This is a genomic window from Micromonospora citrea (assembly GCF_900090315.1).
Classification (GTDB): Bacteria; Actinomycetota; Actinomycetes; order Mycobacteriales; family Micromonosporaceae; genus Micromonospora; species Micromonospora citrea.
Genome location: NZ_FMHZ01000002.1, coordinates 932,455 through 956,957, shown reverse-complemented (window position 1 = coordinate 956,957; position 24,503 = coordinate 932,455). Strand labels below are relative to the sequence as shown.

18 protein-coding genes are annotated in these 24,503 nt (G+C 74.7%); 11 read left to right on the top strand and 7 right to left on the bottom strand.

Going from position 1 to position 24,503, the window contains the following annotated elements; all coding sequences use genetic code 11:
* The first annotated feature begins 45 nt into the window (after positions 1 to 45).
* The 3 genes from GA0070606_RS04540 to GA0070606_RS04530 all read left to right on the top strand — a co-directional run bounded on the left by GA0070606_RS04540 (position 46) and on the right by GA0070606_RS04530 (position 3,851).
* Positions 46 to 1,101 (top strand): NADPH:quinone oxidoreductase family protein, encoded by a 1,056-nt coding sequence (locus GA0070606_RS04540; RefSeq protein WP_091095347.1) that lies wholly within the window; start codon positions 46 to 48, stop codon positions 1,099 to 1,101.
* 256 nt (positions 1,102 to 1,357) lie between these two features.
* Positions 1,358 to 2,557, top strand: a complete 1,200-nt coding sequence (locus tag GA0070606_RS04535) for an RNA polymerase sigma factor (protein WP_091107284.1) — start codon at positions 1,358 to 1,360, stop codon at positions 2,555 to 2,557.
* Between the two features lie 160 nt (positions 2,558 to 2,717).
* Positions 2,718 to 3,851 carry a carboxylate-amine ligase gene (locus GA0070606_RS04530; protein ID WP_091095345.1) on the top strand — a complete coding sequence of 378 codons (1,134 nt, stop codon included), beginning with the start codon at positions 2,718 to 2,720 and terminating at the stop codon, positions 3,849 to 3,851.
* Positions 3,852 to 3,948: 97 nt separating this feature from the next.
* On the opposite strand, the gene GA0070606_RS04525 is transcribed toward GA0070606_RS04530, so the two are convergent.
* Positions 3,949 to 5,733, bottom strand: coding sequence for an N-acetylglutaminylglutamine amidotransferase (locus GA0070606_RS04525; protein WP_091095343.1), 1,785 nt, complete (start codon positions 5,731 to 5,733; stop codon positions 3,949 to 3,951).
* A 390-nt stretch (positions 5,734 to 6,123) separates the two neighbouring features.
* On the opposite strand from GA0070606_RS04525, the gene GA0070606_RS04515 reads away from it, so the two are divergent.
* Positions 6,124 to 9,411 (top strand): NACHT domain-containing protein, encoded by a 3,288-nt coding sequence (locus GA0070606_RS04515; protein WP_141721589.1) that lies wholly within the window; start codon positions 6,124 to 6,126, stop codon positions 9,409 to 9,411.
* Between the two features lie 112 nt (positions 9,412 to 9,523).
* Here the strand turns inward: GA0070606_RS04515 and GA0070606_RS04510 are convergent, their stop codons facing one another.
* On the bottom strand, positions 9,524 to 10,291 hold the full coding sequence (locus GA0070606_RS04510) for a TetR family transcriptional regulator (protein WP_091095338.1): 768 nt from the start codon (positions 10,289 to 10,291) through the stop codon (positions 9,524 to 9,526).
* A 107-nt stretch (positions 10,292 to 10,398) separates the two neighbouring features.
* Between GA0070606_RS04510 and GA0070606_RS04505 the strand changes: the two genes are divergently transcribed.
* The 7 genes from GA0070606_RS04505 to pglW all read left to right on the top strand — a co-directional run bounded on the left by GA0070606_RS04505 (position 10,399) and on the right by pglW (position 20,577).
* Positions 10,399 to 11,370 (top strand): ABC transporter ATP-binding protein, encoded by a 972-nt coding sequence (locus GA0070606_RS04505; protein ID WP_091095335.1) that lies wholly within the window; start codon positions 10,399 to 10,401, stop codon positions 11,368 to 11,370.
* Positions 11,367 to 12,992 (top strand): ABC transporter permease, encoded by a 1,626-nt coding sequence (locus tag GA0070606_RS04500; RefSeq protein WP_091095334.1) that lies wholly within the window; start codon positions 11,367 to 11,369, stop codon positions 12,990 to 12,992. The genes GA0070606_RS04505 and GA0070606_RS04500 overlap by 4 nt, the downstream gene beginning before the upstream one ends.
* Positions 12,993 to 13,227: 235 nt before the next feature.
* A complete protein-coding gene (locus tag GA0070606_RS04495; protein ID WP_141721587.1) occupies positions 13,228 to 13,422 on the top strand; it encodes a hypothetical protein in 195 nt (64 codons plus the stop codon).
* A gap of 132 nt (positions 13,423 to 13,554) precedes the next feature.
* Entirely contained in the window at positions 13,555 to 14,148 is a 594-nt protein-coding gene (locus GA0070606_RS04490) for a hypothetical protein (protein WP_091107282.1), read from the top strand.
* Between the two features lie 208 nt (positions 14,149 to 14,356).
* Positions 14,357 to 15,064 (top strand): HEAT repeat domain-containing protein, encoded by a 708-nt coding sequence (locus GA0070606_RS04485; protein ID WP_218106136.1) that lies wholly within the window; start codon positions 14,357 to 14,359, stop codon positions 15,062 to 15,064.
* Between the two features lie 6 nt (positions 15,065 to 15,070).
* Complete coding sequence (locus tag GA0070606_RS04480; protein ID WP_091095330.1) at positions 15,071 to 16,075, top strand: MerR family transcriptional regulator; 1,005 nt, start codon at positions 15,071 to 15,073, stop codon at positions 16,073 to 16,075.
* 110 nt (positions 16,076 to 16,185) lie between these two features.
* Positions 16,186 to 20,577: a BREX system serine/threonine kinase PglW gene (pglW, locus tag GA0070606_RS04475; RefSeq protein WP_091095328.1), complete on the top strand. Its 4,392-nt coding sequence runs from the start codon at positions 16,186 to 16,188 to the stop codon at positions 20,575 to 20,577.
* Here the strand turns inward: pglW and GA0070606_RS04470 are convergent.
* The 5 genes from GA0070606_RS04470 to GA0070606_RS04450 form a co-directional block, all read right to left on the bottom strand.
* Entirely contained in the window at positions 20,527 to 21,489 is a 963-nt protein-coding gene (locus GA0070606_RS04470) for a hypothetical protein (protein ID WP_091095326.1), read from the bottom strand. The two genes, pglW and GA0070606_RS04470, sit on opposite strands and share 51 nt — an antisense overlap.
* Positions 21,486 to 22,091 carry a hypothetical protein gene (locus GA0070606_RS04465; RefSeq protein WP_141721586.1) on the bottom strand — a complete coding sequence of 202 codons (606 nt, stop codon included), beginning with the start codon at positions 22,089 to 22,091 and terminating at the stop codon, positions 21,486 to 21,488. The genes GA0070606_RS04470 and GA0070606_RS04465 overlap by 4 nt, the downstream gene beginning before the upstream one ends.
* Positions 22,088 to 23,260, bottom strand: a complete 1,173-nt coding sequence (locus GA0070606_RS04460; RefSeq protein WP_091095323.1) for a hypothetical protein — start codon at positions 23,258 to 23,260, stop codon at positions 22,088 to 22,090. The genes GA0070606_RS04465 and GA0070606_RS04460 overlap by 4 nt, the downstream gene beginning before the upstream one ends.
* A 7-nt stretch (positions 23,261 to 23,267) precedes the next feature.
* Complete coding sequence (locus tag GA0070606_RS04455) at positions 23,268 to 23,696, bottom strand: hypothetical protein (RefSeq protein WP_091095320.1); 429 nt, start codon at positions 23,694 to 23,696, stop codon at positions 23,268 to 23,270.
* A 276-nt stretch (positions 23,697 to 23,972) separates the two neighbouring features.
* Positions 23,973 to 24,500: a hypothetical protein gene (locus tag GA0070606_RS04450; RefSeq protein WP_141721584.1), complete on the bottom strand. Its 528-nt coding sequence runs from the start codon at positions 24,498 to 24,500 to the stop codon at positions 23,973 to 23,975.
* Positions 24,501 to 24,503 lie beyond the last annotated feature (3 nt).

The following is a 24,503-nucleotide window of genomic DNA, read 5'->3' as shown; positions in this document are numbered from 1 at the left end:
CGGAGCTTGACCCTGACGCTGACGGCAGGGTTCTAGCCTCCCGGCATGACTTCTCGCACCGATGTCTCTCGTCCGGCGAGCGCCCCGACGGCCACGGCCGGCCCGCCGCCGGGCATCCCCGCCACCATGCGCGCCCTGCGGCAGACGACCCTGAACGGCCCGCAGGACATGCGCCTCGTCACCGACGTGCCCGTACCGGCTCCGGGCCCGGGTGAGGTGCTGATCCGGGTCGGCGCCGCGGGCGTCAACTTCGCCGACGTCATGCAGACGCGCGGCACCTACCACGGTGGACCGCTGGCACCGTACGTCGCCGGCTTCGAAGCCGCCGGGGAGGTCGTCGCGCTGGGGCAGGGGGTGACCGACCTGACCCTCGGCGACCACGTCATCGGCACCGGGCCCGGCGCGTTCGCCGAATACCTGGCGCTGCCCGCCGCCGGCGTGACGCGGGTGCCGGTGGGTTGGACGGACGAGCAGGCGCCGGGCCTGATCCTCAACTGGGCCACCGCGCTGGCCGCGCTCCGGCCGCTCGGCCGGCTCGCCGCCGGCGAGACGGTACTGATCCACGCGGCGGCGGGCGGGGTGGGCCAGGCGGCGGTGCGGATGGCCCGGCACTACGGCGCGACCGTGATCGCCACCGCCTCCGCCGGCAAGCACGACACGGTGCGGGCGGCGGGCGCGCACCACGTCGTCGACTACCGCGAGGCCGACGTCGCCGCCGAGGTGCTGCGGCTGACGGACGGCAGGGGCGCCGACCTCGTGCTGGAGTCGGTCGGCGGTGCCACCTTCCGCGCCAGCCTGGCCGCTGCCCGGCGCGTCACCGGCCGCGTCGTCGTCTACGGCGTGGCCGGCGGCGAGGCCACGGTCAGCAACTGGGAACTGAACTTCACCCACCAGATCCACCTGATCGGCCTGCACATCGGCGTGCTGGCGCAGCACGCGCCGGCGGTCTTCGCCGAACTGACCGCCGAGATGTCCGCGCTGATGGCCGCCGGAGTGCTCACCCCCGGTCGACCCACCGTGTACGACCTGGCCGACGGGCCGGAGGCGCTGGCCGCGCTGGAGGCGCGAGCCACCGTCGGCAAGCTGGTCCTGCGGCCCTGAGCCAACCAACCGCCCGGCGGGGCCGTGGGCCGGACTTTCCGGCGGGGCCGTGGGCCGGACCCTCCGGCGGGGCCGTGGGCCGGACCGCGCAAGGCCGCCCGACGACCCGGCCCACGGCCCGGATCGACCGGTGAGCAGGGCACGGCGGGGAAATCCGCCCGCGAATCTCCGGCGGCTCGTCGATTCGCGCCGGGCGCGTTCGTGTGGAGGATGGGAAGCCGGCCGCGGGAGGCGAGGAGACTCCATGAAGCTGACCATGCCCGACGTGGAGGCGGTGTTCCGCGCCGAGTACGGCCGCGCCGTCGCCGTCCTGGTCCGCCTCCTCGGCGACATCGACCTCGCCGAGGAGGCGGTGCAGGAGGCGTTCGCCGTGGCGGTGGCGCGGTGGCCGGAGACCGGGCCGCCGCCCAGCCCGGCCGGCTGGATCGTCACCACCGCCCGGAACCGGGCGATCGACCGGCTGCGGCGGGAGGCGTCCCGGGCCGACCGGCACGCCCAGGCCGCCCTGCTGCACGCCCGCGACGTTCCGACCGGGGAGGGACCCGTGCGCGACGACCGGCTCCGCCTGATCTTCACCTGCTGCCATCCGGCGCTCAACCCGGCCGCCCGGGTCGCGCTCACGCTGCGGCTGCTCGGCGGGCTGACGACCGCCGAGATCGCCCGGCTCTTCCTCGTGCCGGAGGCGACCCTGGCCCAGCGGATCGTCCGGGCCAAGGCGAAGATCCGCGACGCCGGCATCCCGTACCGGGTGCCGCGTGGCGCCGACCTGCCGGACCGGCTCACCGCCGTGCTGGCCGTGCTCTACCTGATCTTCACCGAGGGGCACACGGCCGGCTCCGGCGACCGGCTCGTCCGCGACGACCTGTGCGCCGAGGCGATCCGGCTGGCCCGACTCCTGGTCGAGCTGATGCCGGACGAGCCGGAGGCGTCGGGGCTGCTCGCGCTGATGCTGCTCACCGAGGCGCGCCGGCCCGCCCGCACCACCGCCGACGGCGCCCTGGTGCCGCTGCCGGAGCAGGACCGTCGCCGGTGGGACGCCGGGCTCGTCGCCGAGGGCCAGGCGCTGGTCCGCCGCTGCCTGCGCCGGGACCGGCCCGGGCCGTACCAGATCCAGGCCGCGATCGCCGCCGTGCACAGCGACGCGGCCGACGCCGCCAGCACCGACTGGGCCCAGATCCTCATGCTGTACGACCAGCTCGCCGCGTACGCCCCGGGGCCGGTGGTGGCGCTGAACCGGGCCGTCGCGCTCGCCGAGGTGGCCGGGCCGGAGACCGCGCTGGCCGCCGTCGACCGCCTCGACCTGGCCGGCTACCACGTGTTCCACGCCGTCCGGGCCGACCTGCTGCGCCGGCTGGGCCGGGCGGCGGAGGCGGCGCAGGCGTACCGGACAGCCGCCGAACGGACGGACAACGCGGCCGAACGCGCCTTCCTGTCCGCGCGGGCGGCTTCGTCCTGACGGCCGGCCTGTCGTGCGGCGGCGGCCTGTCGTGCGGTGGCCGGTCACCGCCAGCCGGCGCCCCCGCCCTGCGCGTTTGCCCGGTCGGTGGGCCGGGAACCCGGGTGATCCGGCAGCGCGGCGCCCGGCGCGCCGCCCGAGGAACGGACGCCGAGCGCCCATGACGTACCGTCCGGCAGTTGCCACCGCATCCGACACGACCACGCTGACGCTCGGGGTGGAGGAGGAGTATCTCCTGCTCGACCCCCAGACGGGGGAGAGCCTGCCAGTCGCCGACCGGGTGCTCACCGCGCTGGCCGGGACCGCTCGGGACCAGAGCCGCCAGGAGTTCCGGCACAGCATGGTGGAGATGGTCACGCCGGTCACCGCCGACCTGGCCGAGCTGCGTGCGCACCTGGTGGCGCTGCGCCGCTCCGCCGGCGACGCCGCCGAGGCCGCCGGGGCCCGGCTCGTCGCGGTCGGCGCCACGCCCGTGCACGAGCCGCACCGGACGGTACCGGACAAACCCCGCTACCACGCGATGTCCCGGCGATTCGGGCCGGTCGCCCACGACCCGGCGGTCTGCGGCTGCCACGTGCACGTCGGGATGCCCGATCGTGAGCTGGCCGTCCAGGTCTGCAACCACCTGCGCCCGTGGCTGCCGGTGGTGCAGGCGATCACCGCCAACTCGCCGCTGCACGACGGCCGCGACACCGGGCACGCCAGTTGGCGTTCGATGCAGCTGGAACGCTGGCCCAGCATCGGGCCGACCCCGCACTTCGAGTCGGTCGCCGACTACGAGGCGACGGTGACGGAGTTGATCAACGCCGGGATCATGCTCGACGCGGGCATGGTCTACTGGTACGCGCGCCCGTCGGTCGCGTACCCCACCGTGGAGGTGCGGGTCGGCGACGTCTGCCCGGCCGTGGACGACACCGTGCTGATCGCCGGTCTGGTCCGCGCGCTCGTGGCGACGCTGGCCGACGATGCCCGCGCCGGGGTCCCCGCCCGGCGGATCCGCGACTGCCTGGTCTCCGCCGCACACTGGCGGGCCGCCCACGACGGGCTGGAGGGCGACCTGATCGACCTGCGCGCCGGCGTCGCCCGTCCCGCCTGGGACCTGGTTGGCGAACTCGTCGACACGGTCACGCCGGCGCTGGCCCGGCACGGCGACCTCGACTACGTACGCGACCAGTTGGTCCGGTTGCGCCGGGACGGCAACGGCGCCACCCGGCAGCGCCGCGTCATGGCACGGACCGGCGACGACGTGCGTGCCGTCCTGGACCACCTGGCCGCCGAGACCCGCGCCGGCTGAGCCGTCCCGCGCTCCGGCACCCGGACGCCGCCCGGACCGGGCGGACGCCCCCGCCGGGCTCCCGGTCGGAACTGCGGCGCGGCCGTGCCGGGAGCGGTCAGCGGATGTCGTGGGACTGGAGCCAGAGTTCGAGCAGGCCGAGCTGCCACAGCTTGTTGCTGCCGGCGGCGGCCTGCGCGCGGTCCGGCTCGGCGAGCAGCTCGGCGACGTACTCCGGGCGGAACAGGGCGCGCTCCCGCGCGGCGGGGGCGGCGAGCGCCTCGGTGACGAGCTGCCGGACCGGGCCGTCGACGTTGCGCAGCGCCGGCACCGGGAAGTAGCCCTTCGGCCGGTCGACCACCTCGGCCGGCAGCACCTCCCGGGCGATCTCCTTGAGCACGCCCTTGCCCCCGTCGGCGACCTTGTGCCCGGGTGGGCAGGCCGCCGCGAGGGCGACGAGGTCCTGGTCCAGGAACGGGGTGCGCACCTCCAGCCCCCACGCCATGCTCATGCTGTCCACCCGCTTCACCGGGTCGTCGGGCAGCATCAGGTGGGTGTCCAGGCGCAGCACCGCGTCCAGCGCGGTCTCCGCCCCGGGCGCGGTCAGGTGCGCGGCGAGCAGCTCGCGGCTGGCGTCCCGGTCGCAGGCGTACGCCGGGCTGACCACCCGGCACAGCTCGGCGTGGTCGCGGTCGAAGAAGGCCTCGGCGAAGGCGTCCGTCGCGCCGTCGCGGGGCACCCGCGCCAGGGGCTGGTGGTAGCCGTAGCCGGCGAAGACCTCGTCGGCGCCCTGCCCGGACTGTGCCACCTTGACGTGCCGGGCCACCTGCTCGGACAGCAGGTGGAAGGCGACCACGTCGTGGCTGCCCATCGGCTCGGTCATCGCGTGCACGGTCCGGCGTACCGCCGGGACCAGGTCGTCGTCGGCGAGCCGGATGCGGTGGTGGTCGGTGTCGAACGCGCGCGCCACGAGGTCGGAGTAGTGGAACTCGTCGCCGGCCTCGTCGCCGCGGCCGTCGAAGCCGATGCTGAACGTCTGGAGGTGGTGCTGCCCGGCCTCGGCGAGCAGCGCCACGATCATGCTCGAGTCGAGGCCGCCGGAGAGCAGCACGCCGACGGGTACGTCCGCGACGAGCCGCCGCCGTACCGCCGTGCGCAGCGCGTCCCCGACCGCCGCCCGCCAGTCCCGCGCGTCCCTGCCCTCGTGGGCGGGGTCGCGGACGTAGTCCGGCCGCCAGTAGACGTGTTCGCGGCTGCGCCCGTCCGCCTCGACGACACGCACGGTGGCCGGCGGAAGCTTGCGTACGCCGCGCAGGACGGTGCGGGGCGCCGGCACGATCGAGTGCCAGGACAGGTAGTGGTGCAGGGCCACCGGGTCGATCGCGGTGTCCACGTCGCCTGCGCGCAGCAGCGCCGGCAGGGTGGAGGCGAATCGGAGCCGACCGGGCGACTCGGCGAGGTAGAGCGGCTTGATCCCGAGCCGGTCCCGGGCCAGCACCAGCCGTCGCCGCCGCCGATCCACCAGCACGACGGCGAACATGCCGACCAGGTGGTCGACGAAGCTCTCGCCCCACTGCGCGTACGCCACCAGGATCACCTCGGTGTCGCTGGTGGAGTGGAACGTGTGCCCGGCCTCCCGCAGCTCCTCGCGGAGCCGGGGATAGTTGTAGACGCAGCCGTTGAAGACCAGCGCCAGCCCGAGATCGTCGCGCACCATCGGCTGGGCGCCCGCGTCGGACAGGTCGATGATGGTGAGCCGCCGGTGCCCGAGGGTGATCCAGCCGTCGCTCCACAGGCCCTCGCCGTCCGGGCCCCGGGACCGCATCGCCTCGGTTATCCGGGTCACCGCCCCGGCGTCCGGCGTCGATCCGTCGAACCTCGCCTCGCCACTGATGCCGCACATCGTCAGCGACCACCGGATCCCCGGGGCACCGGACCCACCGTCACCACTCCCGTCGGCGTCGCAGGTGGCGGACACCCCGCTGGCGGGGGCCGGTCCCGTCGGTAGGACGGGCGGCTCGGCTACCCGGCCCCGACGGGATCAAACCCCGGCGCGACCGGGTCCGCCCGTGCCGGGGCGGGTCCGCCCGTGCCGCGCCGTGCCGGGCGGGTGCGGCCGTGCCGGGTCGCGGGGGCCGGTCAGCCCCGCAGCGTACGCCTCGGCGAGCCCGTCCTCCACGGCGTCCACCGGCCGCTGCGCGGCCCTCGCCGCCTGACGACGGCCGCCGCCGGGTGGCGTCGGCCACCCGTCGCGGGGCTGCCGGAGCGACGCGCGGACGACCACAATCATCCGGTGCAGCGTCGGGGGTGGAGATGGGGCCTGCTCGTCGTCGTGGCGGCCGTCGCGGCGGGCGGCACGGCCTGGGTCTGGCTGCGGTACGACTTCGAGAAGGTCAACTGGACGTGGGGGGTGGTCGCCGGGGTCATCGGCGTCTACGTCGTGCTCGACCAGACCCTCACCAACCGGCAGGCGGATTCCGGTGCGGCGGCGGTGCACCGCCGGGCGGCCGCCGACGAGCTGCTCGAACTGGTCCGGCGAGAGCCGACCGACGAGGCCCTGCTGCGGGCCGTCGACGAGCCCTACCCGCTCCCGGTGACCTGGCGTACGGCGACGGCGCGGCTGCTGCCCTCGTGGCGGGCCGTCGGCCGGTCCAGCGACGCCGGCCCGATGGACCTGTCCGGTCGCCACGGGACGCTGTGGAGCCGCTACCGGAGCATCCCGTCCGGCCGCCTGCTGGTGCTGGGCCCGCCCGGCTCCGGAAAGTCGATCATCGCGCTGCGGATGGCGCGGGAACTGCCGCCGCACCGGGACGCGGACGCGCCCGTGCCCGTGCTGCTGCCCGTCGGTTCCTGGGACCCGACCGCCGAGACGTTCCACGACTGGCTGGTGGACCGCCTCGCCCGGCGCTACACGCCGCTCGCACCCAGCCACCCGCGCCGCGTGGCGGTGCTGCGGGACCTGGTGGAGACGGACCTCGTCGTGCCCGTCCTCGACGGGCTGGACGAGGTGCCCGAGGAGCAGTTGACGGCCTGCCTGGAGGAGCTCAACCAGCTGTCGACGCAGCGTTTCGTGCTGACCTGCCGCACCTCGGTCTACGAGAGGTACCTCACCCAGGGCGAGAAGGTACGCGGCGCCGCGGTGGTGGTCATCGACCCGTTGCCACCGGGCGACGTGGCGGACTACCTCGTCGACGCCGCGCCCCTGCACCAGGCCGAGGGCTGGTCGACCGTGGCGGCGCGGCTCGGCGGTGACGCGGAGCTGAGCGCGGCGCTGTCCACGCCGCTGATGGTGGCGATGGCGCGCAGCGCGTTCGACCAGCCCGGCACCGATCCGCGCGACCTCGTGCCGCTGGCGGCCAGCCGCGGCCGCGGCTCCGTGGAGGACGAGGTGCTGTCCCGCGCGGTCGACGCCGCGCTGCGGTCCCGGCGGGGCGCGCGAGGGCTGCGCCGGTGGGAGCCGGCGACGGCCCGTCGGTACCTGGCCTTCCTGGCCGCGCACCTGGAGTCGCTGGACGTCCGCGAGTTCCGCTGGTGGCAGCTGCCCACCGCGCTGCCCCGGCTGTTCTGGGCAGCCGTCGACGGTCTGCGGACCGGGCTGGCGGTCTGGCTGACCCTCGCCCTCGCCGGGGACGGTCTCAGGGCGGTGGCCACGATGGTCACCGACCAGCGGACCGCCGAGCTGCTCGCCGCCCTCGCGGACCGCCCGGGGGACCTCGCGGTCGCGGCCGCCGCCGTGGCCGTGGGGGCCGCCGCGCTGGGCGGCGACCCCCGGGGACCGGCCCCGCGGCCGACCCGGGTGGTCTTCGTCGGCGGATGGGGCGCGCTCCGCGAGGGCGCGCTCGACGGGCTCGCCCGAGGCGTGTTCTGGGGCCTGCTGACCTGGCTCGCCCTGTGGCTGTTCACTCCGCCGTCCGCGCTCGTAGCCGAGCTGGACCGGCTGCCCGGGCTCACGGGCTGGCCGGTGGAGGTGCGGGCCGGCGTGGTGCTCGGTGCCGGCTGGTGCGTCGTCGTCGCCCTCCGGTCTGCCCTACGCGTCGACTTCGCGGCCCCGGCCGCGGAACTCGGGGCCACCGGCGTGGTCGAGACCGTCCGGGCCGACCGCGCGGCGACGGTCGCGTCCGTGCTGCCGACCGTCGTCACCGCGCTCGTCGGCACGCTGGCAGGTGTCATGGCGCTGTGGGTGGCCGGCCTGCTGCCCCGGCTGCCGCCGCTGCGGGCCCTCGCGTACGCCGGGGTGGGTCTGGGGCTGGGCTGGTGGACGCTGACGCGCGGGGGCGGCGCGTGGGTCCAGTTCGGAGTGGCCCGGATGGTGCTCGCGGTACGCGGGCAGCTGCCGCACCGGTTGCTGGCGTTCCTGGAGCACGCCGAGACGGTCGGCCTGGTGCGGCACGGCGCCGGCGCCTACCGGTTCCGGCACGGCCGCGTGCAGGGTCGGCTGGCGGCCGGCTCGCTGGCCGGGCGACGGGGCAGCAGGCTGCGCGAGGAGTTCGGCGTCGAGCTGGCCCGGGCCGGATACTGGACGGAGGCGCTCGGCGTCTTCGCGGCCGTCACGCGGGCCCGCGCGGCGAGCGTCGGACCGGCCGACGACCTCACGCTGACGTCGCTGCGCAAGGCCTTGCTGGTGGGCGCCGCGGCCCGGGAGTGGGGTCGGCTGGCGGAGCTGCTGGAGCCGGTGCCGGCGCCCCTCGCGCCCCCGGCGGGGTCACCGCTGTTCGCGCAGCGTGGCCGGGTCGCCGAGCTGGTCGCCGCCGGGGCGCCGCTGCCCGAGCTGCGCGCCGCCTGCGACGAGCTGATCCGCGCCGAGGACCAGGCGGGCCGGCCGGTGCCCGCGACGAGGGAGTTCCTGGCGGTCGTCCACTACGCCGAGGGGGAGGTGGCGACCGCCCGGGAGCACCTGGAGCGACTGGTCGAGGCGGCGAGCGACGGCGCGGGGTGCGTGACGCCCGTCGGCGCCGGTCTGCTGGCCCGGATGATCCTCGACGCCGACGCCGACGCCGACGCCGACGCCGACGCCGACGCCGACGCCGACGCCGACGCCGACGCCGACGCCGACGCGGGCTGGGACGCGGACGTGGCCGGTGGCGCGGGTACGGACGCCGGCGGGGGGCGGGACGCGGACGTGGCCGGTGGCGCGGGTACGGACGCCGGCGGGGGGCGGGACGCGGACGCGGCCGGTGGCAGGGCCACGGACGCCAGCGGCGACGTCGCCGCCGTCCTCGCCATCTGTCACGCCCAACTGCTGCTCGCGGACGATCGCGAGGACCGGATCGACCCGCTGGTGCTCGCGCAGACCTGGGGATGGTCGGCAACGGTGATGCGGCGGGTCGTCGACGAGCGGACGGAGCTGCGCGACCGGGTCCGCGCCGCGCTCGCCGCGCAGCGGGCCCATCGGCGGGGCCTCCACGTGACCAGGCGGGAGGTGGCGGAGATCGGGCTGCAGGCGTGCCACGCGGTGATCGGTCATCCGACGCTGGGGGCCCTCGGGGTGGCGGCGGCCCGCCGGCTCGTCGACGTGCTGGACGCCCCGGAGATCGTGGCCCGCACGGTGCGGCGCGCCGCGCCCATGTGGCACGACGGCTGAGCCCGACCGGCGCGGCACCGCGGGCGCGTACGGCCGCGTTGCCGCGACCCTGGGCGACGGAACCCGGGTCGCGGCAACGCGGCGTCTCACAAATGTCTCGTAAATCGTCTCATTATTGCGTCGACGCGGGGTCGAGGTGACGGTAGACGGTGGCCCGCGAGACCCCCAGCGCGGCGGCGATCTCGTCGGCCGAGTGGCGGCCCTCGGCGTGCATCCGCCGGGCCGCCTCGATTTGCTCCGGGCCCATCGCCCGCGGTCGCCCCGGTCGCCGTCGCCCGCTCGCGGCGTCGCCGCCCGCGCCCGGCCCGGCACCCCGGGGCGGGAGGTCCTCCGGCGGGGCGCCGTCCAGCAGGCGGTGCACGCCGTCCAGCATGTCCGCGCGCAGCACCTCGTCGGGCACGTCGGTGAAGAAGACGACCGGGTCGCTGCACGTGGCGACCGCCTGCACCGCCCGCACCCGTTCCCGCCGCCCGGCGCCCGGCCCGGCGATGAGATCGTTGGCTCGCATGGCGATCCGCATCAGGCGGTGGTAGGTGTCGCCGCGCGTGATGAGCGCGATGTCGTGGAAGAGCATGCCGAGCGGGCGACGATGGGCCAGCATCGTGTCCACCCAGCCCTCCAGCACCGTGGCGCGCGCCCGCTCGGGCGGCCCCGCCTCGGCGGCGTCCAGCATCGCCTCCAGGTCGGACACCAGCGGCTCGATCAGGGCGGTGAGCAGGTGCTCCTTGGTGGGAAAGTGGTAGAGGACCGCGGCCTTGGTCAGGCGCAGCCGCTCGCCGATCTGCCGCAGCGGGGTGCGTTGGTAGCCGTGCTCGGCGAACAGGTCCAACGCGGCGCGCAGGATCCGGGTCCGCGTGTCGTCGGGTGCCTCGACGGTCATGCCGGCAAGCCTAGCCGCGCCTGACCGGTGGGTGGCGGCACTGTTGATCCGGCTGACCATCGGTCAGTACAGTGGGGTTGTCTGCACCGCCTGCGGCAGGAGGGGTCATGCCCGTCATCTCCATCGGCAACCTGGTCAAGACGTTCGGCGGCGTCCGCGCGCTCGACGGACTGGAGCTGCGGGTCGAGGCGGGGGAGGTGCACGGGTTCCTCGGCCCCAACGGCTCCGGCAAGTCCACCACCATCCGGATCCTGCTCGGGCTGCTGCGCCGCGACGCCGGCGACGTGCGGGTGTTCGACGCCGACCCCTGGCGGGAGGCGGTCACCCTGCACCGCCGGCTGGCGTACGTGCCGGGCGACGTCAACCTGTGGCCGAACCTCTCCGGCGGCGAGGCCATCGACCTGTTCGGCGACCTGCGCGGGGGCCTCGACCGGCGCCGCCGCGACGAGCTGCTGCAACGCTTCGACCTCGACCCGACACGCAAGTGCCGCACCTATTCGAAGGGCAACCGGCAGAAGGTGGCAATCGTCGCGGCCTTCGCCTCGGACGTCGAGCTCTACGTGCTCGACGAGCCGACCTCCGGGCTGGATCCGCTGATGGAGGCCGTGTTCCAGGACGAGGTCCGCCGGCTCAAGCGCGACGGCGCGACCGTGCTGCTCTCCAGCCACGTGCTGGCCGAGGTCGAGGCGCTCTGCGACCGGGTCAGCATCATCCGCGAGGGCCGCACCGTCGAGTCCGGGACCCTCACCGAGCTGCGCCACCTCACGCGTACGGCGGTCACGGTGGAGACCGCGCGGCCCGCCACCGGCCTGGCGGCGCTGCCCGGCGTGCACGAGGTCCGCGAGGTCGACGGGCGCACCCACCTGGAGGTCGAGCCGGCCCACCTCGACGAGCTGCTCGGGCACCTCGTCGGATTCGGCGTCCGGGCGCTCACCAGCGCACCGCCCACCCTGGAGGAGCTGTTCCTGCGCCACTACGGCGACGAGCGGGCGGCCGTCACCGCGGCACCGTCCGGGCCGGCGGGGCAGCCGGTCGACGGTCACCGGGCGGGCGCCGACCGGCAGGCAGGCGCCCGATGAGCGCGTTCACCGGCACCGGGCGGCTCGCCCGCCTCGTGCTGCGCCGCGACCGGGTCCGGCTCGCCGTCTGGGTGCTCGGCACCCCCCTGCTCGGCTACGCCCTCGCCGGCAGCGTCAAGGAGTTCTATCCGGACCCCGAGGCCCGCGTCGGGTATGCCACCACGTCCGCGTCCAGCCTGGTCGCCCGCGCGTTCAACGGGCCGATCGCCGGCACCGACCTCGGCGCGGTGGTGGTCGCCGAAACCTACGTCACGCTGGCCCTGCTCGCCGCGCTGCTGAGCACCTTCGCGGTGGTCCGGCACACCCGGCAGAACGAGGAGACCGGCCGGGCCGAGCTGCTCGGCGCCTCCGCCGTCGGCCGGTACGCGCTGCTCACCGCCGCCCTGCTGGTCGTCGTCGCGGCGAACGTGCTGGCCGCGGCCCTGCTCGCCGTCGCCGTCGCCGGCGCGGGCCTGCCGCTCGCCGGCTCCGTCGCGGCGGCGGCCGCCATCGGGGGCGTCGGGGTGGCCTTCACCGGCGTCGCCGCCGTCACCGCCCAGCTGTCCGTCACGTCCCGGGGCGCGAACGCGCTCGCCGCCGCCGCCGTCGGAATCGCCTTCCTGCTCCGCGCCGCCGGTGACGTGCTGGGCGAGCAGACCGGCGGCGGCACCCGGGTGGTCAGCGCCTGGCCGTCCTGGCTCTCCCCGCTCGGCTGGGGCAACCAGGTCCGCGCCTTCGCCGGCGAACGCTGGTGGACGCTGGCGTTGCCCGTCGCGCTGCTGGTCGCCGGGGTGGCGCTCGCCTACGCCCTCGCCGAGCGGCGGGACATCGGCGCCGGGCTCGTCGCGCCCCGGCGCGGGCCGGCGACCGCCGCGCCCCGGCTGCTCAGCCCCGCCGGGCTGGCCTGGCGGTTGCAGCGCGGCGCGCTGCTCGGCTGGGCGATCGGGGTGGCGGTGCTCGGGTTCTCGATGGGCATCGCCGGCGACGAGTTCAACGCCATGATCGAGGAGAACCCGGCCGCCGCCGAGGCGATCAGCGCGATGGGCGGCGGCGCGCGACTCATCGACGCGTACCTCGCGGCGATGCTGGGGCTGTTCGCGCTGACCATCGGGGCGTACGTCGTGCAGGCGCTGCTGCGCACGCGCGGCGACGAGACCGACGGCCTGCTGGAGGCGGTGCTGGCCACGGCGGTCAGCCGCACCCGCTGGCTGACCACCCAGGTGGTCGCCGCGACGCTCGGCGCGCTCGCCCTCGTGCTGCTGGGCGGCCTCACCACCGGGCTCGGCTACGGCCTCGTCGCCGGCGACCCCCTCGGCCAGGCGGCCGAGCTGGGCGGGGCGGCGCTGGTGCGGCTGCCGGCCCTGCTGGTGGTGGCCGGGGTGGTGACCGCGCTGTTCGGGCTGCTGCCACGCTGGTCGGTGGTGCTGTCCTGGACGGCGCTGATCGGGTTCCTGCTGCTCGGGCAGCTCGGCGCGGTGCTCGACCTGCCGCAGGCGGCGCTGAACCTGTCGCCGTACACGCACGTGCCGTCGGCGCCGGCGGTCGACCCGGCGGCGCTGCCGCTGGTCGTCCTGACCGCGATCGCGGCGGCGCTGCTCGCGGCCGGCCTGACCGGCTTCCGCCGCCGCGACGTCCCGAGCTGACCCGACGAGGGCGCCGTCGACGAACTCCCCGCCGATGCTGCGCGCCCCGGCCACCGCGACCCCTGCCGGAACCGCGCGGCGCGCTCCGCGCGTGGTCACGGGGCGCGGGGCGGCGCTGGTGGTCACGCAGCTTCCGGGATGTGGCGGCCTCGTGACTGGTCGGAGGCCACCACATCCCCGAAGTTGTGGCCTCCCGAAGTCGTGCGCGGCACGGAGGCGAGGTCGCTTCGGCCCGGTGCGGCCCCGACAGATGGAGGCGTCGACCCCACTCGCGACCGCCGTGGCGGCGATCGAGGACGCCCTCCACCGCCCCGACGACGAGGAGGGCGGGTATCCGCTCGTACTCGTCACCGCCAGGGACGGCAGGCCGCCGGTCCAGGTGCTCGCGGTCGACGACCTGCCCCGCGCGTACCGGGAACTCGGCCGCTGAGCGCCCGCGGCGCGGAGCGTACCCCCGACGGGCCGTCCGGCTTCGGACGCGTGCCGGTCCGGGGCGGCTCGGGCCTCGCGCCCGAGGAGGGCGTGCACCGGCCCCTTGCCCTCGGCTGGCAGGCTCGCAGCCATGGGAAGCGTCGTCGCGCAGTTGCCCGCCCTCATCGGCGTGCTCATCGGCACCGTCGGCACGATCGTTGCGACCTCCGTGGCCGACCGCGCCCGGTGGAAGCGGAATCAGTCCGTCCGCTGGGACGACCGGCGGCTCGACGCCTACGTCGAGTTCGCCCGGGTCATCAAGGAGATCCACGCTGTCGCGGTACGGATGCTCGCGGACGAGCGGCCCCACTCGCGGGGGCACCGGATGAACCGGGAGGAAGGCCTCGCTCAACTGGCCGACGCGGACGTCCGGCGCACGCTCACCTGGGAGAGCCTTCTGCTGCTCGGGGACGCGGCGACGGTCTCGGCGGCACGTGACTGGCGGGACGCCGTGTGGGAGATCGAGCGGGTTGCCCGCGGGCTCCGCCAGGGTGACGACCCTGCCGGCATGCTGCAGCGGGCCAATGAGGCGCGGGACCTCTTCTACCGCGCGGCCCGTGGCGGCCTCGGCGTCCGTGGCGGTTCCGTCGCCCAGGCCAAGGCGCTTGAGCCAAGGCTCGACGAGATTCGCGCGAGTCTGGCGTCAGCGCGTACGCCGGAGACGTCCACACAGGGTTCCAGCTGACCGCTGGTCGCGACCGGAGGAGCGCAGCCGGACCACCTCGCTGCCGACCGCGCCGCAGCCGGGCAGCGCCGGTCGCGGTACTGCCGACAGGGGCCGCGCGAGGCGCCGGCCGGCTTGGCCCGTTCCTCGTCGACGCCGTCGTCGCCCGCTTGACCCTGCCACAGTGACAAGGGCTTCACTGATGGCCGAGGAGGTGGTCCCGATGACCATGTCGCACCAGGACGCCGACATACAGCGGGCGCTGCGGGGGCTGGAGCACGGCGACTCGTCGGTGCGGCTGCGGGCGGCGCTGGCGGTCGGCACGACCCCCGACCCGAGGCTCGTCGACAAGCTCGTCGAGCGATGCGCGATCGAACCCGAGTTCTACGTGCGCGAGATGCTCACCTGGGCGCTCACCCGCCACCCGGCATCCGTGACGGTCCCGAAGCTCGTCGACGAACTCCGGCCGGAGCGCGCAGCCCGGCGACGGGGCGGGCCAGCGGCGGGACGAGCGGAGCGAACGCGGGCGCGCAGCCAGGCGCTGCACACGCTGTCGAAGATCGGGGATGGGCGGGCGTGGCCGGCCATCACCCGCGAACTGCTGACCGACCCCGACGACGAGGTGGCGCGGAGCGCCTGGCGCGCGGCGGTCGTACTCGTGCCCGAAGGCGAGGAGCCCGGGCTGGCCGGAGTGCTGGCGACGCAGCTCGGGCGCGGCGGGCGGGAGACGCAGCTGAGCCTCAGCCGGGCGCTGATCGCGCTCGGTGAGGTCAGCACGCCGGTCCTGCGCGCCGCGACGACGGACCCCGACCCCCGCGTACGCCAGCACGCGATCGCCACGCAACGGCTGGCGGACGACCCGGACGCGGGATTCGAGTTCGCCATCGAAGAGGCGAAGCGTGTGGTGGCCCTCGGCCGGACCAGCCAGGAGGGGTGAGCGGCAGTGCTGATCGGTGAGGTGGCCCGACGGTCCGGGGTCAGCGCCCGCATGCTCAGGCATTATGAGTCCCTCGGCCTGGTGCGGCCGACGGGTCGTACCGGCGTCGGCTATCGGGAATACTCCGGCGAGGACATCCGACGGATCTTCCACATCGAGAGCCTGCGGTCGCTGGGGCTGTCGCTGCGTGAGGTCGGGCGCGCGCTCGACGATCCCGGCTTCACGCCCTCGGCACTCGTCGACGACCTCATCCGGCGCACGCGGGAACGCATCGCGGCGGAGACGGAACTGCTCACCCGACTCCGTCGGATCGACGCCGCCGGACCCGCCGACTGGGCGGACGTCCTCCAGGTCGTCGCCCTGCTCCATGCGCTCGGGTCGGAGAGCGCCGGAAGGCGCCAGCGCGCAGCCCTGTCGACGGTCGAGGAGGATACGGTGCCGGTGGAGGCCCTGGTCGAGGCGATCCTGAGCGAGTCCGACCCGAACGTCGCCGGAGCCCTCCGGTGGGCGCTGGCGCGATCGGGTGACGGCGGGCTGGCGCTGCTGGCGGAGGGCCTCCGCGCGCCCGCGGCGGAGGTGCGGAGACGCGCCGTCCAGGCCGTCGCCGAGGTGCCGGACGGCCAGGCGACCGTACTGCTTAAGGACGCCCTCGCGAGCGCCGACATCGTGGTCCGCAGGCACGCGGCGCTGGCGCTCGGGGCCCGTGGAGTGGCCGACGCGGTCCCGACGCTCGTCGACATGGTCGTCGCGGAGGCGAACGACGTCGACGCGGCCGACGCGCTGAGCGCGCTGGCGAGCGATCCCGCGCTGACGGAGCGGATCGCCACCCGGCTCGTCGACCGCCTCGCCGACCGCGCCGTCGGATCGTCCGCCCGCCGCCGGCTGACCCAGGCGCTCGCGGACATTCCGGGGGCCACGGCGTCGCGCGCCCTGGCGGAGCTGTCGCATGACGAGGACCGCGCCGTCGCGCTCACGGCGGCGTACGTCCTCAAGCTGCGCGACGCGCGGTGACGGCTCGGCGTTTCGACCGCTGACGCGACGGAGCCTGGCGTGGCCGCCATGCCAGGCTCCGCCCGGACGGAGGGGCGGCGGCCGGATGGGCAGGTTCTAGGATCACTGGCATGCAGGAGGGCCGGTGGACGACGATCACGCCGTCGCAGTTCGCGCACGAGCGGGAGGCGCTGGCGCACGTCCAGGCCCTGCTGCCCGACACCGAGCCCTACCGCGCCTGGTCGAACTTCACCTTCACCGCCCAGACCGGCCACCCCTACGAGGTTGACCTGCTGGCGGCGGGCCCCGGTGGCCTCTATCTCATCGAGATCAAGAGCCTGACCGGCCGGCTGACCTCCAGCGGTTCCAACTGGATCCTGCACGGCCCGAGCGGCACCCGCACGTTCGACAACCCGCTGCACCTGGCGGACCTCAAGGCCAAGAAGCTCAAGTCCCTGCTCCAAGTGGCGGCGAGCCAGCGCAAGGGCCCGCCGGTCAAGATCCCGTTCGTGCAGGCGGCGGTCTTCCTCGCCAAGCCCGGCCTGATCGTGAATCTCGCCGAGCACCACCTGCACGGCATCTACGGGCCGGAGGCGGCCCCCGGTCACCAGCCGGGTCCGCTGCCGGCGATCGGCTCGCTGCTTCAGCGCCCGCCGCAGGACGAGCGGCAGCGGGTCACCAAGGAGATGTCGGCCGCGTTGCCGGAGCTGCTCAAGGCCGTCGGCATCGCCCGCAGCCGCAAGCATTACCAGATCGGGTCGTGGGAGCTGGAAACCCGCCCGTTCGACCTGGGCCCGACGTGGCAGGACCACCACGCCCGCCACCGGGACCTGGAGCGCGAGCACCGGCGGATCCGGATCTACCTGGTCGAACGCAACGCCGTGCAGGCCGAGCGGGCCAGCATCGAACGCGCCGCCAAGCGCGAGATGACCGTGCTGCACGGCATCAACCACCCGGGCATCGTGCGGGTCGACTCGATGGAGTCGCACGAGGCCGGGCCGGCCCTGATCTTCCGGTACGACCCCAACTCGATCCGGCTGGACCACTACATGGCCCAGTACGGCGACCGCCTCGACGCGCTGAGTCGGCTCGCCATGATCCGCCAGCTCGCCGAGACGGTGGCGTACGCGCACCGCCGGCGGCTGCACCACCGCGCCCTGTCGGCCCGCAGCGTGCTGGTCAGCCCGGGGCGGCGGCGTCGGGGCGGCGGCGAGGACGAGGCATGGCTGGTGCCCCAGTTGCAGATCAGCGACTGGCAGGCGGCGACCCGGGGCGCCGACACCGCCGGTGGCAGCAGCGGCGACCCGGTGACTCTCTCCTCGCACGCGGCCTCACACATCGAGCGTTCCGCCGAGGCGTACCTCGCGCCAGAGCTGACCGCCCCGACGCCGGACGCGGTCGCGATGGACGTGTTCGGGCTGGGCGCGCTGGCCTACCTGATCCTGACCGGCGAGCCCCCGGCGACCAAGCGCCCCGAGCTGCTCTCCCGGCTGGCCCGGGACAACGGGTTGCGGGCCGCCGCCGTCGCCGACGGGATCAGCACGTTCGCCGACGAGATGATCCAGGCGGCCACCGCCCCGGTGCCGACCCAGCGGCTCACCACCGTCGCCGAGTTCGTCGAGATGCTGCAGGTCGTCGAGGACGAGCTGACCGCCCCGCCGCCCGCCTCGGTGCACCCGGAGGAGCCGGAGCCCGAGCAGGTCGACCCGCTGGAGGCGCGCCGGGGCGATCGGGTCGGGGAGTGGACGATCACGAAGAGCCTGGGGACCGGCTCGACGTGCCGCGCGTTCCTCGCGCGCAACGAGCGCACCGGCAGGGACGAGGTGCTCAAGGTCGGCCTCTCCGACGAGAAGGGCGCCCGGCTGGCCCACGAGGCCCGGGTGCTCGGCCCGCTCACCGACTCCCGGGTGATCCGGCTGGCCCGGCCGGAGCCGCTGCAGCTCGGCAACCGCACCGTCGTGGTGCTGGAGCACGCCGGCGAGCTGACTCTGGCCCGCAAGCTGCGCGACGACGGCCGGCTCACCGTCGACGAGCTGGAGACCTACAGCGACTATCTCTTCGGCGCGCTCGACTACCTGGAGGGCGAGGGCGTCTACCACCGCGACATCAAGCCAGACAACATCGCCGTCCGGATCCGCCCCAACCGCACCCGGCAACTGGTGCTCTTCGACTTCTCCCTGGCCGGCGTATCGGTCAAGGAGATCGCCGCCGGCACCCCCCGCTACCTCGACCCGTTCCTCGGCACCGCCGCCCGGCAGGTCTTCGACAAGCACGCCGAGTGGTACGCCCTCGCGGTCACCCTGCACGAGATGGCCTCCGGCGAGCTGCCGGTCTGGGGCGACGGCGGCACCGAGCCGCAGCTCACCGAGGGCCCGCCGGTGCTGGCCGTGGAGGCGTTCGACCCGGCCGTCCGCGACGATCTGGTCGACTTCTTCCACCGGGCCCTGCACCGCGACCACCGGCAGCGGTTCGCCTCGCTCAAGGACATGCGCGACGCCTGGCACCAGGTGTTCCGCCGCTCCGACGCGAGCGCCCCCGTCGGCACCGACCACCCGGAGATCGAGGCCGACGAGCCGGACGAGAAGGCCGCCGAGGCGGCCCGCGACGAGGCGGCGACCAGGGCGACCCGGGCCACCGCGCTGGAGGCCGCCGGCCTCACCCCACGCGCCGTCTCGGCCGCCCACCGGCTGGAGGCCACCACCGTCGGCGAGCTGCTCGCCGTGGCGAACAGGCTCGCCACCCTCCCGGGCCTCGGCGCGCGGACCCGCAAGGAGCTGCAGCGCCGGGTCAAGGAGTGGCGAAGCAGGCTGGGGGAGCGGGAGACCATTCCCACCACGCCCGCCGCCCGCAGGGCGGCCACCGCCGAGGCGGCCACCGAGACTGCCGCCGGCCACGGCGACGCCGATCTGGTACGCGTCGGCCTGGACGCGATCGCCACGCTGCTGCTGCCGGCGAAGAACGGCCGCAACGGCACCGAGATCGAGGGCACCCGGCTGCTGCTGCACCTGCCGGACGCCTCCGGCGCGCTGCCGGCGCTGCCGCCCTGGCCGCAGCAGCCGCAGGTCGCCGCCGCGCTGGGCGTCACCCCCGGCCGGGTCGCGCAGATCCTCGGCAAGCAGCGCAAACGCTGGCACGACATCCCCGTCGTCGGCAGCGTGCGTACGCAGATCATCGAGCTGCTGCGCGACGGCGGCCGGGTGATGGGCGTCGGCGAGCTGGCCACGGCGCTGCTCGGCAGCCGTGGGTCGGTGCGCACCGGCGACGCGCTGCGCCGGGCGGTGGCGCTCGCCGCGGTGCGGGCCGCCGTGGAGGTCGACGCCCTCGCCGACGAGCCGCGCCTGCTGCTGCGCCGGCACGGCGAGCGGCTGCTGGTGGCCCTCGAAGCGGGCGAGGACGACGCCCCGGACACCCCGGCCGCGCCGGCCCTGCTCGACTACGCCGACGCGCTCGGCAAGGCCGCCGACCGGCTCGCCGCCAGCGAGGTGCTGCCCAGCCCGGCGACGGTGCTGCGTACCCTCGCGGCGGTGACCGCGCCCGGCGGGGCGGCCGACGCGATCGACGACCGACGCCGGGTGTTGCTCGCCGCCGTGGCCTCCGAGAAGGCCGCCGCGACCGCGCGGCTGGAGCTCTATCCGCGCGACCTCGACCCGGTGCGGGCGCTGCGGCTGGCCCAGGCGGGCGTCGTGCCGCCGGCGACCGCGACCGACTCGCGGCGCGGGCTCACCCCGGCGCAGGTCGCCGACCGGGTGGCCGCGCGGTTCCCGGAGCTGGAGCAGTTGCCGCCGCACCCGAAGCTGGACCGGCTGCTCGCCGAGGCGGGCTTCGAGCTGCGCTGGGACCGCGACCGGTACGTCCCGCCGCCGCCCCGCAACGCCTCCTCCTCGGTGTCGATCCTGCAGCGCCGCCCGTCGGCGACGGCGGCGCCGAGCCGGTGGACGGCGGAGTCACCGGAGCTGGCGGCGGCGATGCGCGCCGAGGAGCGGCTGACGGGCGCCAGGTCCGCCGGTGGCTTCCGGGCCCTGACGGTACGCCTCAACCGGTACGCCCTGGCCCGGGAGGAGCTGGTCCGGCGCTTCGACGCCCGGCCGGTGAACGTGGCGGCCCGTTTCCTGGCGCACCTGCACGCCCTGGTCGACGCCCGCCCGAAGCCGACCTGGGAGACGGTGCTGGGCGCGGACGTCGCGGAGCCGGGCTCCCGGGCGGCGATCAAGCTGGGCGAGTACGTCGAGCAGGCGTGGCAGCTCGCCGCGCCGGAGCTGCGCGCGGAGCTGCGGGCCGGCGAGGGGCCGGTGCTGCTGCACGACGCGGCGGTGCTGGCGCGCTACCGGGCGGTGGACCGGCTCTACGAGTTGGCTGACGCGGCGCGTGCCGGGGTGGGCGACGTGTGGCTGCTCTGCCCGATGGAGGAGCCGGCGCTGCTGCCCAAGCTGGACGGCGCGGTGGTGCGGGTGGGCGACAACGAGTGGATCGCCCTACCGGACGCCTGGGTCGTCAACGCCCACCGCAGCGCAGTCACCGCTTGAGGCGCGGTCGCCCGCCGTGGGCTCCGCGCTCCGGGCCACGTCGTTGCCGGCAGCATGGAGAGGCGTGCCCGCGTAGGCGGGTGCCTCGTGCGCGAGGGCTGCCATGTCCTCCGGCGCACGGGCGACGGCGAGGGCCGGTGAGCCGTGCAGGCCCCACATGTCGGCCTCGACCCAGCAGAGCTGGCGGTATTTCCCCGGCGCCATGGCCTGCGATCCGAAGTCCCACCCGACGGCTGACACCTGCTTGCCGGCGAACTGCCGTCGCGCCCGCTCGCGGTAGGCGTCCCTGGTGACGGTCGCGGGGTGCAGGAACGACAGGTCGAACCCGTTCTCGGCGAGCCCGAACGCGGCCAGGCCGAAGAGGATTGTGCACTCGATGCCGCTGTCGGCGCAGTAGCCGGCGATGCGGGCGGCGCCGTGCAGAGCGCCCGCGTACGACAGCACGTACAGGCGGCGGACGGCGTGGAACCGTTGGTATTCCCGCAGCGCCGCCACGATTGTCGCGCCGGAGGCGACGGTGTCGCCGACCAGCAGGGTGGAGCCGCCGGCGTCGAACCGCGCGTAGGACACCTCGACCGTGGCGTCGTCGGAGGCGACGGCCACCCTGCTCGTGGAGACGAGATTCGCCGGCAGGTTCCGGCCCGCCTCGACGGCGACCGCCTCCGCGAGCTGGTAGACCAGGCCCTTGCTCAAGATGATCAGCTCGGCGACGTCGGCGCCGTCGAGTTCGTCCCGGATGTGCCGGACGAACTCCCGGCTGCTGGAAAGGCACGCCCGCCGGAACGGCAGGTCCGTCAGGTTGCGGTCGAACAACAGCGCCTCCAGGTGCCGGTTGTGCACCAGGTGGAGACCGGTGACACCCGTCGTGGCGCCGATCGGCTCGACGGCGCTGGACCCCGTGTCGGCGATCATGCCGTCGTGCTGGGCACTCGCGCCGCGCCGGCCCTGATCCTGCGGAGGGCGTCGAGCATCGGTGCGTCGATGTCGAGCACGTTGTTCTCGTATTCGTCCAGTGCGGCGGACAGCCAGGCAGGGCGAGGTTGGGCCGCCTTGGGTCGGTCGGCCAGTGCCACGAGGGCGCGACCGGCGGCGGCGAAGTCGTCGACCACCTCGGTGGCGAGCGCCGCCACGTGCGGGTGCACGTAGTCGGTGACCCGTACCCCGCGATATTCCAGGACGTCACTGCGGTACTGCGAATTGCGCGGGGCGACCACGATCACGGGGGTTCCCAGCGTGACTGCTGCCGCCATCTCGACGCCGATGCCGATGCCGCGGCGCACCCGCGCGTCGACGACGACCGCCGTCGCCACCATCACCTGATACATGTCCCGGCCGAACTGGCCCAGCGTGTTGCCCGCGTCAGGGATGGGGTCGTCGGGGTTGAGGAAGACGACGTCGCAGGGAGCCGCCCCGCCCGCGACCTCCTCCCGCTCCACATCGGTCCAGCAGAGACGATGTTGGTCGCCCCCGCCCTTGATGATCGATCCGGAGCAGTAAACGGAGATCAGCATCATCGTGCCCTTCGGTCGGGATCTGTCTGGTTCAACGTGACATCGAGCCTGTTGGCGACGCCGGCCACCACGGTCAGCGCCTGCTGGATGGTCGCGGCGTTCTGGAACCGGAGGCGATTGCGACCCCGGATCACCGCCTCGCGGAGCCGGGTGCGGAGCACCGGATGCTGCGTGGCGGTGGCGACGGCGCCGAATTCGGGAGTCGAGCGCAGGGTGAGCAGATCGGGCCAGCGGGCGGTGCGGTGGACGAAATCGTGGATGCCGAGCCATCGCAGGCCGAGGTCGAACGAGCGGGCGGACAGCACCCGGTCCGCGAGGGAGGTCCGCATCTGGCGGAGGCCGCAGGAGAAGTCACCGAAGTCGAAGTCGGCGACGATGGCGGCGTCGAGGTCGCGGAGGTAGCTGGCGAGGTATTCGCGCGACAGGAACATGTCGATCCTGGCTCGTTCCTCGGCGCCCAGGGGCACCGGCACCGTGGCCCGGACGAACCGGCTGATGAACGCCTGCCCGTCGAGCCGTTCGGGCACCTCATGCAGGTGTGTCTCGACGTCACCGGCCCTCGGGGGCCAGCGGCGGGCGAGGCTGGCGAGCGTCGCGGCTAGTTCGCCGTCCGGCTGCAGCGCGGCGCCCCAGCTCTGGCCGATGTCGGTGGCGGTGTTCTGCGCGTAGCGGGGCCGCCAGACGAGGTCGCCGGTGAGGCTGCGGTGCGGGGTCAGCTCGTAGGGATTGCGGGCGTCGCCGCGGTATTCGACGGCCTTGTGTTCCACGTAGGAGTCGAGGTCGCCGATGTGCGACGAATAGTGGACCACGCCGCGAACCACGAGCGACCTGATCCGGGTGAGGAAGACCGACAGGCCGGGCACCTCGAACAGGTATGACGCGGGAAGGATCAGTTCCTCGTCGGTGGCGAGCACGGCCAGCCGCGTCGCGTGCAGCACCTGGGCCAGATCCGTCTCGGTGAAACGGGCCGTCTGCGGGCGGCCGTAACAGGACCGGATCTCCGGATTCAGGTACTGCACGAAGATCGGCCGTGCGCGGTCATAGGTCAGCGGCGTGGCGAAGCGTTCCTCCGGATAGAGGCTGAGCTGCTGCCCCGCCACATGCAGGTGCAGGTCCCGGCCGGCGACATAGCCGTCGCGCCGTGCGCTGACATCCTGCTGGGGCACGGTCACGCGTCACTCATGGCGCCCGGTCGGGGCGACCCACGGTGAGGTCACGGCCTGCGGTGTACGCGTCCCGGCCGGCGGTCACGTTCTGCTGCACGGTGGTCGACTGGCCCACGTCTTCGCCGGCCGCCCTGACTGCGGCGACCAGTTCCCGTACCGCGATGGCGAAGCTCGGGTCGTCCTCCAGCCGGGCCTGCAACCGGCCCTCCCACCGGGCCGCCTCCAGGGCTGACGCCTCATCCATGCGGTCCGGCGCGGCGGCGTACAGCCGATCGCGCGAATCCTCCAGGACCCGCTCCGCGCGGGCCACCGACTCCGACTCGTCGCGACCGAAAATGCGTGCGGCATGGTCCTTCACGTTGAGCCACACGTCCGATGCCATGGCCTGGATCAGAGCCGCGCTCGCTGCGGCGGCCAGGCCTGCTGCCGACAGGTCGTCCATGGATCACCGCATCTATTTGGGATCGCGCGCGCCGAGGGAACGGGCACCGCCCAGTATGCCAACGCCAGAATGCCTGTCAAGGACAGCGCGGGTCGTCTCGCAATTGATCACGCTAATCATGAAACCGTCGATTGCAGGGAATCGGCATAATTGCTTGTGCGCCGACCGTGACGACGCCGACCGTGGGCCCGCGACATGCGTGTCGATATCGCGACATTCGCACCGGTCGGTGCGGCTGCCGCCCGATGCTGTGCGACGAACTGGCGGGAGTGTGGTCTACGCGAACAGCGACAGCAGCGCGGTCTGTTCTGGTGTGAGGCGTATGGGGGCGTCGGCTCCGGCGGTGGGGAAGACCTGGGCGACGTCGAGATCCCCTCTGCGAATGCTCGTCGCGACCCCGATCTTCACGCGCCTCGCCGTCAGGCTGTCGAGCAGCCGCCGGGAGTCCAGGAGGTACGCCGCGCCGATCCGCCATCGGTGGTGTCGCACGGCGCCGGGCGGCCGGGCCGGCCCGCTGAGGATCAGGTAGAAGTCGCAGGGGTGCGGGCTGATGTCGATGCCAGCGAAGGCGTCGCCGTAGGTCTTGACGTTCACGGTCGCGCCGGCGAGCGGCCCGGAACGGAACGCGCCGTCGTGGCCGGCCTGGGTCGCCGTGTCGGCCAGTTTGATGTCGAAGACCTGCGCGGCGATGAACTCGCCGATGTCACCGATTCGCGCAGATCGCCGGGTGAGCGCCGCGATCTGGGCGTCGAGTTCGTCGCGAGCCCGCAACAACGCGGCCAATTGGCGCAAGGTCTCGGTCACGAG

Coding starts and splice junctions, on each gene's coding strand:
- GA0070606_RS04540 (WP_091095347.1), top strand. CDS start 46: ATGACTTCTCGCACCGATGTCTCTCGTCCGGCGAGCGCCCCGACGGCC.
- GA0070606_RS04535 (WP_091107284.1), top strand. CDS start 1,358: ATGCCCGACGTGGAGGCGGTGTTCCGCGCCGAGTACGGCCGCGCCGTC.
- GA0070606_RS04530 (WP_091095345.1), top strand. CDS start 2,718: ATGACGTACCGTCCGGCAGTTGCCACCGCATCCGACACGACCACGCTG.
- GA0070606_RS04525 (WP_091095343.1), bottom strand. CDS start 5,733: ATGTGCGGCATCAGTGGCGAGGCGAGGTTCGACGGATCGACGCCGGAC.
- GA0070606_RS04510 (WP_091095338.1), bottom strand. CDS start 10,291: ATGACCGTCGAGGCACCCGACGACACGCGGACCCGGATCCTGCGCGCC.
- GA0070606_RS04505 (WP_091095335.1), top strand. CDS start 10,399: ATGCCCGTCATCTCCATCGGCAACCTGGTCAAGACGTTCGGCGGCGTC.
- GA0070606_RS04500 (WP_091095334.1), top strand. CDS start 11,367: ATGAGCGCGTTCACCGGCACCGGGCGGCTCGCCCGCCTCGTGCTGCGC.
- GA0070606_RS04490 (WP_091107282.1), top strand. CDS start 13,555: ATGGGAAGCGTCGTCGCGCAGTTGCCCGCCCTCATCGGCGTGCTCATC.
- GA0070606_RS04485 (WP_218106136.1), top strand. CDS start 14,357: ATGTCGCACCAGGACGCCGACATACAGCGGGCGCTGCGGGGGCTGGAG.
- pglW (WP_091095328.1), top strand. CDS start 16,186: ATGCAGGAGGGCCGGTGGACGACGATCACGCCGTCGCAGTTCGCGCAC.
- GA0070606_RS04470 (WP_091095326.1), bottom strand. CDS start 21,489: ATGATCGCCGACACGGGGTCCAGCGCCGTCGAGCCGATCGGCGCCACG.
- GA0070606_RS04465 (WP_141721586.1), bottom strand. CDS start 22,091: ATGATGCTGATCTCCGTTTACTGCTCCGGATCGATCATCAAGGGCGGG.
- GA0070606_RS04455 (WP_091095320.1), bottom strand. CDS start 23,696: ATGGACGACCTGTCGGCAGCAGGCCTGGCCGCCGCAGCGAGCGCGGCT.